17 protein-coding genes are annotated in these 16,305 nt (G+C 61.2%); 7 read left to right on the top strand and 10 right to left on the bottom strand.

Annotated elements, in window-relative coordinates; translation table 11 throughout:
* Positions 1–23 precede the first annotated feature (23 nt).
* Positions 24–914 (bottom strand): EamA family transporter, encoded by an 891-nt coding sequence (locus tag HGHM_RS03125; RefSeq protein ID WP_026075655.1) that lies wholly within the window; start codon positions 912–914, stop codon positions 24–26.
* A gap of 211 nt (positions 915–1,125) precedes the next feature.
* On the opposite strand from HGHM_RS03125, the gene HGHM_RS03120 reads away from it, so the two are divergent.
* Positions 1,126–2,331 (top strand): MFS transporter, encoded by a 1,206-nt coding sequence (locus HGHM_RS03120; RefSeq protein WP_019140044.1) that lies wholly within the window; start codon positions 1,126–1,128, stop codon positions 2,329–2,331.
* A gap of 33 nt (positions 2,332–2,364) precedes the next feature.
* Here the strand turns inward: HGHM_RS03120 and HGHM_RS03115 are convergent, their stop codons facing one another.
* The 4 genes from HGHM_RS03115 to pepN form a co-directional block, all read right to left on the bottom strand.
* Entirely contained in the window at positions 2,365–3,213 is an 849-nt protein-coding gene (locus HGHM_RS03115) for an NAD-dependent protein deacetylase (RefSeq protein ID WP_019140043.1), read from the bottom strand.
* Positions 3,214–3,360: 147 nt separating this feature from the next.
* Entirely contained in the window at positions 3,361–3,504 is a 144-nt protein-coding gene (locus HGHM_RS23865) for an excalibur calcium-binding domain-containing protein (RefSeq protein ID WP_407635404.1), read from the bottom strand.
* A gap of 62 nt (positions 3,505–3,566) precedes the next feature.
* Positions 3,567–4,568 (bottom strand): class 1 fructose-bisphosphatase, encoded by a 1,002-nt coding sequence (locus HGHM_RS03110; RefSeq protein WP_019140042.1) that lies wholly within the window; start codon positions 4,566–4,568, stop codon positions 3,567–3,569.
* A gap of 19 nt (positions 4,569–4,587) precedes the next feature.
* Positions 4,588–7,257, bottom strand: coding sequence for an aminopeptidase N (pepN, locus tag HGHM_RS03105; RefSeq protein ID WP_026075654.1), 2,670 nt, complete (start codon positions 7,255–7,257; stop codon positions 4,588–4,590).
* Between the two features lie 71 nt (positions 7,258–7,328).
* On the opposite strand from pepN, the gene HGHM_RS03100 reads away from it, so the two are divergent.
* Positions 7,329–8,099, top strand: coding sequence for a DUF4136 domain-containing protein (locus HGHM_RS03100; RefSeq protein WP_019140040.1), 771 nt, complete (start codon positions 7,329–7,331; stop codon positions 8,097–8,099).
* A gap of 243 nt (positions 8,100–8,342) precedes the next feature.
* Here HGHM_RS03100 and HGHM_RS23460 read toward each other — a convergent pair whose 3' ends face one another.
* Genes HGHM_RS23460 through HGHM_RS03075 form a run of 5 tightly spaced genes read right to left on the bottom strand, consistent with a single transcriptional unit; the run spans position 8,343 to position 11,606 of the window.
* Entirely contained in the window at positions 8,343–8,498 is a 156-nt protein-coding gene (locus HGHM_RS23460; protein ID WP_173390513.1) for a hypothetical protein, read from the bottom strand.
* A 2-nt stretch (positions 8,499–8,500) separates the two neighbouring features.
* Entirely contained in the window at positions 8,501–9,475 is a 975-nt protein-coding gene (locus HGHM_RS03090; protein ID WP_026075652.1) for a quinone oxidoreductase family protein, read from the bottom strand.
* 15 nt (positions 9,476–9,490) lie between these two features.
* Complete coding sequence (locus tag HGHM_RS03085) at positions 9,491–9,883, bottom strand: methylglyoxal synthase (RefSeq protein WP_019140037.1); 393 nt, start codon at positions 9,881–9,883, stop codon at positions 9,491–9,493.
* A gap of 18 nt (positions 9,884–9,901) precedes the next feature.
* Positions 9,902–10,681, bottom strand: a complete 780-nt coding sequence (locus HGHM_RS03080; RefSeq protein ID WP_019140036.1) for an SDR family oxidoreductase — start codon at positions 10,679–10,681, stop codon at positions 9,902–9,904.
* Positions 10,682–10,691: 10 nt separating this feature from the next.
* A complete protein-coding gene (locus HGHM_RS03075) occupies positions 10,692–11,606 on the bottom strand; it encodes a DMT family transporter (protein ID WP_026075651.1) in 915 nt (304 codons plus the stop codon).
* A 242-nt stretch (positions 11,607–11,848) separates the two neighbouring features.
* Between HGHM_RS03075 and HGHM_RS03070 the strand changes: the two genes are divergently transcribed.
* From HGHM_RS03070 to rsfS, 5 genes are all read left to right on the top strand, one after another.
* Positions 11,849–12,574, top strand: coding sequence for a YebC/PmpR family DNA-binding transcriptional regulator (locus tag HGHM_RS03070; RefSeq protein ID WP_026075650.1), 726 nt, complete (start codon positions 11,849–11,851; stop codon positions 12,572–12,574).
* 117 nt (positions 12,575–12,691) lie between these two features.
* Positions 12,692–13,966, top strand: a complete 1,275-nt coding sequence (gene purD / locus HGHM_RS03065) for a phosphoribosylamine--glycine ligase (protein WP_019140033.1) — start codon at positions 12,692–12,694, stop codon at positions 13,964–13,966.
* Between the two features lie 128 nt (positions 13,967–14,094).
* Complete coding sequence (gene hemF, locus HGHM_RS03060) at positions 14,095–15,021, top strand: oxygen-dependent coproporphyrinogen oxidase (protein ID WP_019140032.1); 927 nt, start codon at positions 14,095–14,097, stop codon at positions 15,019–15,021.
* The gene (locus HGHM_RS03055; RefSeq protein ID WP_019140031.1) at positions 15,012–15,677 is read left to right on the top strand and encodes a nicotinate-nucleotide adenylyltransferase; all 666 of its coding nucleotides are present in this window, start codon (positions 15,012–15,014) and stop codon (positions 15,675–15,677) included. Before hemF ends, HGHM_RS03055 begins: the two co-directional genes overlap by 10 nt.
* Positions 15,677–16,285 carry a ribosome silencing factor gene (rsfS, locus tag HGHM_RS03050; protein ID WP_019140030.1) on the top strand — a complete coding sequence of 203 codons (609 nt, stop codon included), beginning with the start codon at positions 15,677–15,679 and terminating at the stop codon, positions 16,283–16,285. The genes HGHM_RS03055 and rsfS overlap by 1 nt, the downstream gene beginning before the upstream one ends.
* The last annotated feature ends 20 nt before the right edge of the window (positions 16,286–16,305 follow it).

Below are 16,305 nucleotides of genomic sequence, written 5' to 3'. Positions count from 1 at the left end.
ATTTCCGCAGCAGGCGGATTTCCTCAATCCTGCGCCCTTAGCCAGAGCCTGACGCGATTCCCGAAGAGATTCACCACCAGGCCCAGCATGAGCAAGGCGCCGCCCGCGAAATGGATGGGCTGCAGTGCTTCGCCAAATACCAGCCAGCCGGTGCTCAGTCCAACGATCGGCACCAGCAGGCTGAACGGCGCCACCTGGTTCGCCGGATAGCGGGACAGCAGCCGTGTCCACAAGCCGTAGCCAAACAGCGTGGCTGCCCAGGCGAGGTAAGCGATTGCGGCGAACGAGCGCACGCTCAGAGTCGACAATGCCGCAGTCATGGCCGCCGGCCCTTCGAGCAGCAGGGACAGACCGAGGAAGGGCAGCGGCGGCACCAGGCTGGCCCATACCACGAAGCCCAGCTGGTCGATCGGGCCATGGCGGCTCACCAGGCGGGTGACGATATTCCCGGCAGCCCACATGGATGCCGCCGCGAGCGTCAGCAGGAATCCGGTCAATGGCATGGACAGCCCGTGCGTCGAGCCTATCAGGGCCAGGCCGCCTGCGGCGAGCACCAGTCCGGCCAGTTGATTGGCACGCCAGCTTTCATTGAGCCACAGCGCGGCGAACAGCATGGTGAAGAAGGCTTGCGACTGCAGCACGAGCGACGCCAGCCCGGACGGCATGCCCAGGTGGATCGCGCTGAACAGGAAGGCGAACTGCCCTACCGAGATCGTCATGCCGTACAAGAGATACAGGCGCAACGGCACTCGTGGCGCGCGCACCAGCAGCAAGGCGGGAAAGGCGGCGAGCATGAAGCGCAGCGCTCCGAGCAGGAGCGGCGGCACCTCGGCGACGCCCGTCTTGATCACGGCGAAGTTCACGCCCCATACCAGGACAACCAGCAAAGCAAGACAGAGGTCTGTGGGACGCATTGTTCGATCCTATGCAATCTGACGATGACGAAGGTGCAGCAAGAATTGGCATATTGCTCATGCGGTCGCCACCATATCATGGCTTCGAATATTCCGTCCCGCGCAGTCCGCATGCCACCTGCGAAACCGATACAATCCGATCTCCCGCGCCGGCCTCGCGAAATACGGATTCAGCAATGGCTGCGGCGGCTGCACGTCCCAGCTTGACCCGATGACAAATCCTCTATTCCAGCACCGCTCCTTCCTGTCTTTCTTTGCCAGCCGCGTTGCCAGCACCATGGCAAACCAGATGATGATGGTAGTAGTCGCCTGGCAGATGTATGACATCACCAATAGCGCCTACGACCTCGGCCTGGTAGGCCTGGCGCAATTCCTGCCCTCGCTCGTCCTGGTCCTGATTGCCGGGCAGGCCGCCGACCGTTTCGACCGGCGTTACATCCTGGCCTGGTGCCTTGGTGGCCAGCTGCTGGTCGTCGCCGGCCTGGTTGCCGGGACGCTGGGGGGCTGGCTGACCCGCGATGCGATCCTGCTTGCCTCGATTGCCTTGGGCGTGACCAAGGCATTCCAGATGCCGACCCAGCAGGCGCTGGCACCGCAACTCGTGCCGGCCGTGGCGCTGCCGCGCGCACTTGCGACCATCTCGTCCGGTACCCAGGCTGCCATCGTCACTGGGCCGGCGCTCGGAGGATTCCTGTACGTGGCCGGAACGCACATGGTGTACATGGTTTGCGGTGTGCTTTTCCTGGCCGCACTCGGCGCCCTGTCCTTCATCCGGCTCGAACAGGCACCGCGCGCACGCGAGAAGGTCGGGCTGCAAAGCCTGTTCGCCGGGATTTCCTTCATCTGGCAGCGCCAGGAAGTGCTGGGCGCGATTTCGCTCGACCTGTTTGCGGTGCTCCTGGGCGGGGCCGTGGCGCTACTGCCGATCTTCGCCCGAGATATCCTGCATGTCGGTCCGTGGGGACTTGGCCTGCTGCGCTCGGCGCCATCGGTCGGCGCGCTCCTGATGTCGCTTTACCTCGCGAACAATCCCATTCAGCGCCATGCCGGCAAGGTGATGTTCGGCTCCGTCGCACTCTACGGTGTGGCCACCCTGGCATTCGGCTTGTCCAGTTCCTTTCTTCTGTCGCTGATTGCGCTTGCCCTGACGGGGGTATTCGACATGGTGAGCGTCGTGGTCCGCCAGTCGCTGGTGCAGCTCGATACGCCGGACGCCATGCGCGGAAGGGTAAGCGCGGTCAACTCGATTTTCATCGGCGCGTCGAACCAGCTTGGCGAATTCGAATCCGGCATGACAGCCGGCTGGTTCGGCGCCGTGCCTTCGGTGCTGATCGGCGGACTGGGAACGCTGCTGATCGTCGCGCTGTGGATCAGGCTGTTTCCCGCCTTGGCCCGGCGTGACAAGCTGGTGAATTGAGGAACAAAGATTTCTGCTCGTGCCTGCAAGTGCCTAGCCGGATGACAAAAGAGCGGCCAGCAAGGGCAAGGCGTATTCCGACCGCTCTTCGACTTTCAGCGACAGGAGATGATCGGCACGCGTCTTTCCCATGTTGACGGCGGCAACCGGCTTGCCTGACACGGCGGCATCCCGGCACAGTCGATAACCCGAAAACACCATCAGCGAAGAGCCTACCACCAGCACCGCATCAGCGCGCTCCAGCTGCCGGTTCACCTGCTCGGTCCGCGCACGCGGCACGCCGTCGCCGAAGAACACCACGTCCGGCATGAGCATGCCCGCACAGTGCGGACAATGCGGAACATGGAAATCCTCCAGGTATTCCGGTTCAAGATGCGCATCGCCATCGGGAGCAGGCATCGCACTCGCATTCGCCATGTGCGGATTGGCTTCCTCCAGCAGTTCCTGCATGAATTCGCGCGAGATGCGCGCGCCGCATTCCAGGCATGCAACCAAATGGATATTGCCGTGCAGTTCGACGAGACTGTTGCTTCCTGCATGCCGATGAAGGCCATCGACATTCTGCGTCACGAGAGCTGCGATCCGCCCCTCCGCTTCCAGCGCAGCGAGAGCACGATGCCCTGGATTGGGCCTTGCCTGCGCAAGAACCGGCCAGCCGACCATGCTGCGGGCCCAGTAACGCTTGCGCACCGCATCGGAAGTGCGGAACTCCGGACCTTGAATCGGCGCCTTGCCGCGCCGCACACCGTCCCGGTCGCGGTAATCCGGAATGCCGGAAGCCGTGCTCATGCCGGCACCGGTCAAGACCAGCACGCGGGCATGACGTTCGATAAAGGAGGCCAGTTCGGCGATGCCCCTGGTTTCGAAGATTTGCGAATACATGATTCGCGCAAGCTTAGTTCAATCTGCGATCGAATGCACACGCGACTCTTCCGAGCTCTGCCGGCAGCATGATGAAGGGGATTTCCCTGAATGAAAAATTGGCAACCTCTGAAATTACTTCCATAGCAGAACTACAAAAATGAGAGATTACCAACGGCATAACTGCAATTCATACGGCACGCCATCGCGATCCCTATTCATTCCCGCCCCAGAACAGTTATTCAGATAAAATTTTGCTTCGCCACAAGAATTCATTTCCGAGCAATAACGCTTCCCTTCGCGCCTGAACATGAACACGGAATGAAAAAAGGGCCGGCGAAAGGCTGGCCCTTTGTTTGTGAATGAACCGGCCATCACTCCATGTGATAGCTCGTCGCCCGTTCCACTTCATTCTTCGAGCCCAGGAATACTGCCACCCGCTCATGCAGCTTCTGCGGCTGAATGTCCATGATGCGCTGCTTGCCATTGGTAGCGGCGCCGCCGGCCTGTTCGATGAGGAACGCCATCGGATTGGCTTCGTACATCAAGCGCAGCTTGCCCGGCTTGTCCGGTTCGCGCGCGTCGGCCGGATACATGAAGATGCCGCCGCGATTGAGGATACGGTGCACATCGGCCACCATGGAGGCGATCCAGCGCATATTGAAATCCCTGCCGCGCGGGCCGGTCTTCCCAGCAAGCAGTTCGTCGATGTAGCGCTTGACCGGCGGGTACCAGTGGCGCGCGTTCGAGGCATTGATCGCGAATTCCTTGGTTTCCTCCGGGACCTTCATGTCGCGCTGTGTCAAGACCCACGAACCCATTTCCCGATCGAGGGTGAAGCAGTTCACGCCATTGCCGGTGGTGAGCACCAGCACGGTCTGCGGGCCGTACACTGCATAACCTGCAGCGACCTGCTTGCTGCCGGGTTGCAGGAACGCCTCTTCGTTCGGTTCCTTCATGCCTTCCGGCGCTTTCAGTACCGAGAAGATGGTACCGATCGAAACGTTCACGTCGATATTGGAAGAGCCGTCGAGCGGATCGAACAGCAGCAGGTATTCGCCCTTCGGATAACGGTTCGGAATCGGGTGGATGGTTTCCATTTCCTCCGACGCCATCGCAGCGAGGTGGCCGCCCCACTCATTGGCTTCGAGCAGCATTTCATTCGAAAGCACATCCAGCTTCTTCTGTACTTCGCCCTGCACGTTCTCGCTGCCGGCGCTGCCGAGCACTTCGCCAAGCGCGCCCTTGCTGACGGCGTGGCTGATGGTCTTGCAGGCGCGCGCAACCACTTCGATCAATAGGCGCAGTTCGGCCGGAATAGTGTTGTGGAGCCGCTGTTCTTCAACCAGGTATTGGGTAAGACTGACACGTTTCATGTTGATTTCCGAGGGAGGATTAATTGGCAAGGGATTTGGTGACGACTTCGAGCACGTCCTTCGACAGCGTCTTGGCGCCGGCAACCTGCTGCAGGGCCGCGCGCATCTTTGCCTGCAGGGCGGGCGTGTACTTGCGCCAGCGGTCGAGCGTGCGCGCGAGCCGCGCCGCGACCTGCGGGTTGATCGCATTCAGTGCGATCACCTGCTCGGCCCAGAAGGCGTAACCGCTGCCGTCTTCGGCATGGAACTGCGCCGGATTGCCGTTGCAGAAGCTGAAGATCAGACTGCGCGCGCGATTCGGATTTTTCAGGGTGAACGCCGGATGCCGCATCAATGCGCGCACCGCGGCGACATCGGTAGTACGGGCCGTGGCCTGCAGCGAGAACCATTTGTCGACGACAAGCGCCTCGTTCTCGAAATCCGCATAGAACTTTTCAAGGGCATTGGCCTTGCCCGGTGCTTGGGTATGGATCAGTGCCGACAGCGCGGCGACGCGGTCGGTCATGTTGTTGGCACCGTCGTTCTGCGCCTGCATCAGCACATGCACTTCGTCCGTGTCGAGTTCCGCAAGATAGGACAGCGCCAGGTTCTTCAGGGCACGCTTGCCGGCCGAAACAGCGTCCGGGCTGTAGGTGCCGGGCGTGCGGTTCGACTGGTAAGCCACCTGCCAGTCAAGGCGCAGGGCGCTGGCCAGCTTGCGGCGCATGTACTGTCTTGCCGCGTGGATTGCCTGCGGATCGACCACGTCCATCTGTTCGGCAAGCACGGCTTCGGAAGGCAGTGTCAGTGCCAGTTCGCGGAAGGCCGGGTCGAGCGATTCATCATTGAGCGTGGCGCGGAAGGCATTGGCCAGCATCCCGTCGCCGGCATCGGCCTCCTCCAGGGATGCGCCGTTCTGCACGGCTTCCACCAGCGTGAGCAGGCGGCGCGTTGCCAGGCGCTGGCCGGCTTCCCAGCGATTGAAGGCATCGCTGTCGTGCGCCATCAGGAAAGCAAGGTCCTCGTCGCTGTAATCGGCTTCCAGCACTACCGGCGCGGAGAAATTGCGCAGGATGGAAGGCACCGGCTGCTCGGTGACACCGGTGAAACGGAAGGTCTGCTTTTCCGCGGTCAGTTCCAGCACCATGGTGGTAGGAGCGGAGCCGCCTTCTGCATCGCCTTTCAAGTGCAAAGGCATGTCACGTCCGCGGCTGTCGAGCAGGCCGACGGCAACCGGAATATGGAAAGGCAGCTTCTTCGGCTGGCCCGGCGTGGGCGCACAGGATTGCGTCAGCGTGATGTCGTAGGTTTGCGTATCGCTGTCATAGCGGGTTTCGACTTTCACGCGCGGCGTGCCGGCCTGGCTGTACCAGCGCTCGAACTGGCTCAGGTCGCGGCCGTTCGCATCGGCCATCGCCGCGCGGAAGTCGTCGCATTCGACCGCGCAGCCGTCATGCCTCTGGAAATACAGGTCCATGCCCTTGCGGAAGCCCTCGCGTCCGAGCAGGGTCTGGTACATGCGCACCACTTCCGCGCCTTTTTCATAGACGGTGACGGTGTAGAAATTGTTGATCTCGACATACGAGTCGGGTCGCACCGGATGCGCCATCGGGCCGGCATCTTCCGGGAACTGGGCCTGGCGCAGCACGCGTACATCCTCGATGCGCTTGACCGCGCGCCCGCTGTCGGTGCCGATCATGTCGGCGGAAAATTCCTGGTCGCGGAACACCGTCAGGCCTTCCTTCAGCGACAGCTGGAACCAGTCGCGGCAGGTGACGCGGTTGCCGGTCCAGTTATGGAAATACTCATGGCCGACCACCGCTTCGATGTTGGCGTAGTCGGTATCGGTGGCGATGCGCGGATTGGCCAGCACGTATTTCGTGTTGAAAATGTTCAGGCCCTTGTTTTCCATCGCGCCCATGTTGAAGTCGCCGACGGCCACGATCATGAAGCGGTCGAGGTCGAGCTCCAGCCCGAAGCGCTCCTCGTCCCAGCGGATGCTGTTCTTCAGCGATTCCATCGCATGCTGGGTCTTGTCGAGATTGCCTTCCTCGACCCAGACCTGCAGCAGCACTTCACGCCCGGATCTCAGAGCAAACGTTTCTTCCTGGCAGACCAGCTTGCCCGCGACCAGCGCAAACAGATAGGACGGCTTCTTGAACGGATCTTCCCAGACGGCATAGTGTCGGCCGTCGCCGAGCTCGCCCTGCTCTACGAGGTTGCCGTTGGACAGCAGCACCGGATATGTTTCCTTGTCGGCACGCAGCATGACGGTGTACTTCGCCATCACATCGGGGCGATCCGGGAAGAAGGTGATCTTGCGGAAACCTTCCGCCTCGCACTGGGTAAAGAAGTTTCCGTTGGAAACATACAAGCCCATCAGGGTGGTATTCAGTTCGGGATGGGTGATGGTTTCGATTTCGAGCGTGACCTGGTCCGGCAGGTTGGGAATTTCAAGTGTGCCATGGGCAAGAGTATAGGCACGCTTGGTGAGCGGCTTGCCGTTGGCGCGCAACTGCACCAGTTCCAGGTTTTCCCCGTACAGGACCAGGCTCTTGCTGCGGCTTGCAGAATTGCGGGTCAGCGTCATGCGCGTCGCCACATGCGTTGCCTGCGGATCGAGGTCGAAGCCCATCTCCACGGTATTGACCCAAAAACTGGGCGGCGTGTAATCTTTCCGGTAGATCGTCTGGGGAGTATCAGTACGCATAGGATGTACTTGTGAGAGGATAAGAAGCAAGCAGGCATTTTACCAACCGAACGCCGATCCGGCCCATCTCCATGAAAACACCCTTTGCGCTGTTCGTAGTCACTGCCTCGGGCGCGCCGCATCCCCATACTCGGGTGCAACACGGCAAGCCTGGCAAGCTCATGCAGAAGCTGGAGGAGGCAGTTCGGAAAACACGCTCATTGCTTGCCTTGCCGCTCGTCGCCCTGAGTCTGGCACTGGGCGGCTGCGCGACCACCATCAGCAGCACGGTCACGCCCTTTCACGACACGCCGTTCAACCTGCAGGACAAGACCTATACTTTCGAGCGCAGCAAGGAGCAGCAGAACAGCCTGGAATACAAGAGCTACGAAAACCTGGTGCGCACCGAACTGAATCGCCTCGGATTCGAAGAAGCGGAATATGCCGGCGCAGCTGCCCTGAAGGCGGCGATGAACTTTGACATTCGCGCGCGCGACGTGCGCATATCGGAGCCCGTGGTCGTCGATCCCTACTGGTATGGCATGCCTGCATGGCCCGGCTATTACGGTCCGTTCTACCGTCCCTTCTACAGTCCTTTCTACAGCCCCTTTTACGATCCTTTCTGGTACGGGCCGCCGATCGTGGAGCGGCGCGAAAGCAGCTATGTGCTCTACACCCGCCGCCTGAAATTCTCGCTGGCACGGACTGGCGATGGAAGGAAAGTGTATGAGACCACAGTGGTCAGTGAAGGCACGAATGGATCGCTGGCCGCCGTCATGCCCTACATGGTGCGCAGCGCCTTCGCGGACTTCCCCGGCGAGAGCGGCGTGCCGCGGGTGGTGGAACTGAAAATGAAAGAATGAAATCGCTAGCGCTGGGGCGTCGCAATTGCTCCGGCGCTGCAGCGAGCACCTGCTCCCGTTGATCCGGCAACTGACGAACCGGTCATCCGTCTTTTCCTGCTGTTCCGGCAACCGCTTGCTCAAGCGGTACCCGCTCGCCGTTTGTGCGATGGTCATGCTGCGCTCGAGCTGATGGCACCGCTTGCGTTCAGTGCCCGAATCTGCAGGCGCTCGGGCCATCCGTTCCTGCAGCCTCGCAATACTTCAGGAGTACATCGCCTCGGAGAGGTAGGTAAGGCCGACGATCAGCAACACCACCAGCAGCAGCACAACCAGCAGCCGGCCGAATTTCGGGGTGCCTTCGGCACCGCCCGGCTGCTCGTCGGGATGGTGCATCGGATTGTCGTCATGCTCCGCCATGATCACGGGATGAGGATGGTGGAACCGGTGGTCTTGCGCGCTTCCAGGTCGCTATGGGCCTGGGCGACATCCTTCAGTGCATAGCGCTGGTTGACCTCGATGTTGATCTTCTTGCCGGCGACCATGCCGAACAGCTCGGCCGCCATGTTGTCGAGGTCGTCACGCCTGGCCGTATAGTTGAATATGCTGGGTCGGGTAATGAACAGCGAGCCGCGCGAAGCCAATTCATTGAGGCTGAACGGCGGTACCGGGCCGGATGCGCTGCCGAAGCTGACCATCATCCCGAGCGGCTCGAGGCAGTCGAGCGATCCGAGGAAGGTATCCTTGCCGATCGAGTCGTACACGACCGGCACACCCTTGCCGTTCGTGAGCTCCTTGACGCGCTCGACGAAATTTTCCTTGTTGTAATTGATGGTATGGGTGCAGCCATGCGCTTTTGCGAGCGCAGCCTTTTCGTCGGAGCCGACGGTGCCGATCATCGTCACGCCGAGCGCCCGCGCCCATTGGCAGGCGATCAGACCGACGCCGCCGGCGGCCGCATGGAACAGGATGGTTTCGCCGCCGCGCAGCGGGAAGGTGCGGCGGAAAAGGTATTGCACGGTCAAGCCCTGCAGCATCATCGCCGCGGCCGTTTCAAAGGAAATCGCATCGGGCAGCTTCACCAGGCCGGCAGCCGGCATCACCCGCGCCTCGGCGTAGGCGCCCGGCGGACGGGCAGCATAGGCGACGCGGTCGCCCGGTTTCACATGGGTGACGCCCTCGCCCACCGCTTCCACGACGCCGGCGCCTTCCATGCCCAGACCCGCGGGCAATGGTTGAGGATAGGTACCGGTGCGGAAATACACATCGATGTAGTTCAGGCCGCAGGCGGCATGGCGCACCCGCGCCTCGCCCGGCCCCGGATCGCCCACATCCACGTCGACGTACTCCATGACTTCCGGACCGCCGGTACGGAACATCCTGATCGCTTTAACCATGTGTCTTCCCCTTTGTCATGAATGATGGTGATGATGGTGCGGCACCAGTTGCGACAGCAGCAGGCGCGCAGTCGAAACATTGGTCGCGCACGGAATATTGTGCACGTCGCAGGCGCGCACCAGCGCATTGATGTCGGGCTCGTGCGGCTGCGGCGTCATCGGATCGCGCAAGAAGATCACGCAGTCGATCCTGCCTTCGGCCAGTTCGGCGCCGATCTGCAGGTCGCCGCCGGAAGGTCCGGACAGCTTGCGCTCCACCGTCAGCCCGACTTCCTCGGAAAGACGCTTGCCGGTGGTGCCGGTAGCGACCAGCAGGCATTGTCGCAGCAGGTCCGCATACTCGGACGCCAGGTCGACCATGTCATCCTTCTTGTGATCATGCGCGATCAGCGCGATACGCTTTTTCACGATGACTCCGCTGCTTTGTCAGAACGTCCCTGGATAATTCCCGCCGTCGAGCAGGACATTCTGCCCGGTCATGTAGCCGGCATGCACACTGCACAGGAATGCGCAAACCGCGCCGAATTCGGCGGGATTGCCGAAGCGCCGCGCTGGAATCTGCTGCTGACGGGCGGCAAACATGTCTTCGGTGCTCTTGCCGGCCGCGGCGGCCGAAGCCGCCATGGTTTTCTTCAGGCGATCAGTGTCGAACTGGCCCGGCAGCAGGTTGTTGATCGTGACGCCATTGGCCACGGTCTTGCGCGCCAGTCCCGCGACGAAGCCGGTCAGCCCGGAGCGGGCACCGTTCGACAGGCCGAGCACATCGATCGGCGCCTTCACCGCGCTCGAGGTGATGTTGACGATGCGGCCAAAGCCGCGCGCCATCATGCCGTCGACCGTGGCCTTGATCAATTCGATCGGCGTCAGCATGTTCGCATCCACGGCGGCGATCCAGTCATCCCGGGTCCAGTTGCGGAAGTCGCCAGGCGGCGGGCCGCCGGCATTGGTCACCAGGATATCCGGCTGCGGACAGGCTGCAAGTGCCTTTGCGCGCCCTTCCGGCGTGGTGATGTCGCAAGCCACCGTCGTCACGTTCACGCCGCTTGCCTTCCTGATCGCCTCGGCAGTGGCTTCGAGCGCGTCCGCGGTGCGCGCCACCAGCGTCACGTTCACACCCTCGGCCGCCAACGCCTCGGCGCAGCCGCGTCCCAGCCCCTTCGAAGCGCCGCATACCAGCGCCTGCTTGCCCTTCAATCCCAGATCCATCTTTTCTCTCCTATGTCTTCTTTTTCGAAAGCAAATAAATTCCGGCCAGAACCAGCGCCGTTCCACCTAACTGAATGCCGGTGATCGGCTCGCCCAGCAGCAGCGCGCCCAGGAACAGGGTCGACACCGGGCCGATCATGCCTGCCTGCGATGCAGTGGGCGCACCAATGCGGGCGACTGCAATCATGGTCAGGAACACCGGGAACACCGTGCAGAATACCGCGTTGATCAATGACAAGCCGTACACCGGCATCGGCTGCACCAGCATGGACACGGGTCGCAAGAGGAAGAATTGCACAATGCATGCCACGCTGGAGACGCACATTGCATAGGCCACCAGCCGCAGCGACCCCACGTGCTTGACCATTTCTCCGGACATCAGCAGATACATGGCATACGACAAGGCGCTGCCGAGAACGAAGGCGCCGCCCAGCAGGACATTGGAGCCGCCCGTCCGGGCATCGTGCAGGAACACGAGGATCGTGCCGAGGTAGGCGGTGCACAGCGCGGCCCACTCCAGCAAGCCGACTTTTTTCTTTAGAAACAGGAAGGAAATCAGCAGGACGAAGGATGGCGTCAGGAACAGGATCAGGCGCTCCAGGCCCGCCGTGATGTATTGCAGGCCGAGAAAATCGAGAAAGCTCGACAGGTAATAACCGATCAGGCCCAGCACCACGATCTTGCCGAGCTGGGCTTTCGACAGGGCCGGCTCGGTTCGGGATTTCCAGAAGGCGATTGCCGCAAAAAACGGCAAGGAAAACATCATGCGAAACGCGATCAGCGTGACGGCGTCGACGTGATAGCGGTAAATCAGCTTGGCGACGATGGCCTTGGCTGAAAACAGGACGGCACCGCTGATCGCGATTGCCAGGCCGCCCAGCAAAAGCTTGCGCTCCGAGGCGGGAGAAGATGCTATGGAATTCATGCCGCGATTGTACGCCGGAACGAATTTACGCATCGCATCACCGCTTCTCCAAGTGGCGTGGCAAGCGGCGGAAAATGATGGAACAGATGGCTTTCCCCGGCCATTTTGCCGGGGGCCGGTATGTTAAAATTGCCGCCCGGCGCAGGGTGCTCCTACTGCGATTTTTCAAGCGCGCTTTTCCCAAAGGCGCGCCGACCGCCCTGGCTAATCGCAATCAAAGCGCAATCAGAGAAAGATTCAACATGGCTGGACATAGCAAGTGGGCCAACATCAAGCACAAGAAGGCCGCGACTGATGCCAAGCGCGGCAAGGTCTGGACCCGTCTCATCAAGGAAATCACCGTCGCGGCCCGCCTGGGCGGCGGCGATATCGCAAGCAATCCGCGCCTGCGGCTCGCAGTCGACAAGGCGGCCGACGCCAACATGCCGAAAGACAATGTGCAGCGTGCAATCCAGCGCGGCACCGGCGGTCTTGAAGGCGTCAACTATGAAGAAATCCGCTACGAAGGCTATGGCATCAATGGTGCCGCCATCATTGTCGATTGCATGACCGACAACAGGGTGCGCACGGTAGCTGAAGTGCGTCACGCCTTCTCGAAGTTCGGCGGCAACATGGGCACCGAAGGTTCGGTTGCCTTCCTGTTCAAGCATTGCGGCCAGCTGCTGTTTGCCCCCGGGACCGATGAAGATTCGCTGATGGAAGCGGCGCTCGAAGCCGGCGCCGAGGATGTGGTGACCGACGAGGAAGGCGGCATCGAAGTGCTTACCGCACCGCAGGATTTTGCCGCCGTCAAGGACGCCCTGGAAAAAGCGGGCTTCAAGGCCGAGATGGCTGAAATCACGATGAAGCCGTCGACGGAAACCGTATTTACCGGCGAGGATGCGGCCAAGATGCAGAAGCTGCTGGATGCGCTGGAAAACCTGGATGATGTGCAAGAGGTATATACCAACGCCGTCATCGAAGAATGACGATGCCCCACTCTCCATGTTTTGCCCGAAAGCCTGTCTGAATCGGACAGGCTCTTTTTTTGAATTGAACCTGGCGCCGGCTGCAAGCCGCGCCTAATGCAAGGTTTTACTCGTTCCATGAAAATTCTGGTAGTCGGCTCAGGCGGCCGCGAACACGCCCTGGCTTGGAAACTTGCGCATTCCCCGCGCATTCAGATGGTGTACGTTGCGCCGGGAAATGGCGGCACGGCGCTCGATTCGCGACTGGAAAACGTCGAAATCACTGATCCGGTCTGGCTGGCGCAGTTCGCGCTGAAAGAACATATTGCATTGACCGTGGTCGGTCCGGAAACGCCGCTTGCCGCCGGCATCGTGAATGTATTCCGCGACCATGGCCTGAAAATCTTCGGCCCGACCAGGGAAGCGGCACAGCTGGAAAGCTCCAAGGATTTTGCCAAGGCCTTCATGAAGCGCCATGGCATTCCCACCGCCGATTACCAGACTTTTTCCGACAGCCAGGCCGCGCACCAGTACATCGACCAGAAGGGCGCGCCCATCGTGGTCAAGGCCGATGGTCTGGCGGCCGGCAAGGGCGTGGTGGTGGCGATGACGCTGGAGGAAGCGCATGCCGCGGTCGACATGATGTTGTCCGGGAATAAATTGGGCAATGCGGGCGCGCGCGTCGTGATCGAGGAATTCCTGAGCGGCGAAGAAGCCAGCTTCATCGTGATGGTCGACGGCAAGCATGTGCTGCCCCTGGCTACCAGCCAGGACCACAAGCGCCTGCTGGACAATGACCAGGGCCCGAATACCGGCGGCATGGGCGCCTATTCTCCGGCGCCGATCGTCACGCCTTCCCTGCATGCGCGCATCATGCGCGAAATCATCAATCCGACCGTGCAAGGTATGGCCAAGGATGGCATTCCGTTTACCGGCTTCCTGTATGCCGGCCTGATGATCGATGCCCAGGGCAACCCGAAGACGCTCGAATTCAACACCCGCATGGGCGATCCGGAAACCCAGCCGATCATGGCGCGCCTGAAAAGCGACTTGGTGAGCGTGCTGGAGCATGCCGTCAACGGCACGCTCGATGCGGTCGAACTGGAATGGGACCGGCGCACCGCGCTCGGCGTGGTGATGGCTGCTGCCGGCTATCCGGAAGCGCCGCGCAAGGGTGACCTGATCACCGGCATACCGGAAGAAACGCCGGACTGCATGACTTTCCATGCAGGCACTACCCTGGCCGGCGGCAAGCTGGTGTCCTCGGGCGGACGCGTATTGTGCGTGGTTGGCCTGGGCGACAGCGTCAAGATGGCGCAAAAGCAGGCTTATGAAGCGGTCGACAAGATCCAGTTCGACGGTGCGCAGTTCCGCCGCGATATCGGTTGGCGTGCGCTGAAGCGGCCCGCCTGACTTCCCGCCGTCCCTGCTCTTCTTCCGTGAGGAGCGTGTGTTCCCGCTGTTTCCCTGCCTCGCCTTCGTCACGGGCGAGGCAGGTACAATCGCGCTAATCCCTTCCCTTTTTACCCTGGAACGAGTACGTGCTTCATTCTTCCATTTCGCCCTCCGACGTCAGAACCTATCTGCTCGACCTGCAGGCGCGCATCATCGCGGCGCTGGAACAGGCCGACGGCCGGCAATTCATTACCGATGCCTGGCAACGCCCGGATGGTTCAGGCCCGATTGCCGGCGGCGGCATTTCGCGCATCATGGAAGATGGCAATCTGCTGGAACGCGGCGGCGTCGGCTTCTCCCATGTAAGCGGCAAGAGCCTGCCGCCTTCGGCTGCCGCCAACCGGCCGGAAATCGCCGGCCGTAGCTGGGAAGCGATGGGCGTGTCTCTGGTGCTGCATCCGCGCAATCCCTATGTGCCGACGGTACACATGAATGTGCGCTTTTTCATTGCGAGCGCCGAAGGCCTGGAACCGGTCTGGTGGTTCGGCGGCGGCATGGACCTGACGCCCTATTACGGCTTCGAGGAAGATGCGCGGCATTTCCACAAGAGCTGCCATGACGCGCTTGCTCCCTTCGGCCATGAGCTGTATCCGCGCTTCAAGAAATGGTGCGACGATTATTTCTACCTGAAGCACCGCAAGGAACCGCGCGGCATCGGCGGGATTTTTTTCGACGATTTCAATGCGCTGGGCTTCGAGCGCAGCTTTGCCATGATGCAAAGCGTGGGCAACCATTTCCTTGACGCCTATCTGCCCATCCTGGAAAAGCGCAAGGGCATGGCCTTTGGCGAGCGCGAGCGCGATTTCCAGGCTTACCGGCGCGGGCGCTATGTGGAATTCAATCTGGTGTTCGACCGCGGCACGCTGTTCGGCCTGCAATCGGGCGGACGCACGGAATCGATCCTGATGTCGATGCCGCCTGTCGTGAAATGGCGCTACGACTGGCAACCGGAGCCCGGCAGCGCCGAAGCGCAGCTGTATTCCGACTTCCTCGTGCACAGGGAATGGGTGTGACCGATCACCTATGCATCACTGTGCTGGGCGGCAGCTTCGACCCGGTGCACCGCGGCCATGTGGCGCTGGCCGGGTATTTCGCCAAACTGCTGTTTCCCGACCAATTGCGCATCATTCCTGCGGGGAATCCCTGGCAGAAAAAAAACGGCTTGCGCGCCTCGGCGCAGCAACGGATCGACATGCTGCGCATCGCCTTCGCGCAGCAGGCGGTACCGACCGTCATCGACGAACAGGAAATCCGGCGCCAGGGCGCAAGCTATACCATCGATACCCTGCGCAGCTTGCGCGCGGAAATCGGACCGGCAGCCTCGATCGCATTCCTGATCGGCGCCGACCAGTTGCAGCAACTGGATACCTGGAAGGACTGGCGGCAGCTGTTCGATTTCGCGCATATCTGCGTCGCCTCGCGGCCCGGCTTCATCCTGGACCCAGCCCATGTTCCGCCTGAAGTCGCCAGGGAATTCGTGCGGCGTGCCGGCACACCCGAGCAGATTCGCACGACGCCGCACGGTCTGACTTATCTCACAACGAATCTGGCGATCAATATTTCCGCGACGGAAATTCGTGCAGCCCTGCAGAAGGGCCAATTTCCTGCCTCGCTGATTCCGGCCGGGGTGCTAGACTATATAAAACTACATCACCTTTACCAGACCTAATGGATATCAAAAAACTGCAAAAACTCGTCATCGATGCCCTCGAAGACGTCAAAGCCCACGACATCCGTGCATTCGATACCGTCCACCTGACCAGCCTGTTCGACCGCATGACCATCGCCTCTGGCACTTCCAACCGCCAGACCAAGGCGCTTGCTGCGTCCGTGCGCGACAAGGTCAAGGAAAACGGAGGCACCATCGTCAGCATCGAAGGCGAAGACACCGGAGAATGGGTTCTGGTCGACCTGGGCGAGATGATCGTCCACATCATGCAGCCCGCCATCCGCGACTATTACCGGCTCGAGGAAATTTGGGGCGAAAAGGAAATCAAGCTGGGCGCGGCCAAGCGCACTTCCAAGCGCACCGCTTCCGCCTCGGAAGACGGCGAAGCAAAACCGAAAAGAACTTCCCGCCATCTGGCAGCCAGCCGCGCCAAGGATGATGAGGACGAGCCGAAAAAGCCGGCCCGCAAAACCGCCAGCAAGACTGCAGCCAAGAAGACTGCGGCCGCCCCTGCCGGGAAGACGGTCAAGGTAGCCGCGACCAAGAGCGCGACGACGGCCAGGAAGGCGCCTGCCAAGCGCGCCTCCAGCAGAACCAAGGCCGCCTGACCACGCCGCGTTTCAACAGC

The organism is Noviherbaspirillum massiliense JC206 (assembly GCF_000312045.1).
GTDB lineage: Bacteria > Pseudomonadota > Gammaproteobacteria > Burkholderiales > Burkholderiaceae_D > Noviherbaspirillum > Noviherbaspirillum massiliense.
This window is presented reverse-complemented; position numbering and strand designations above follow the sequence as displayed.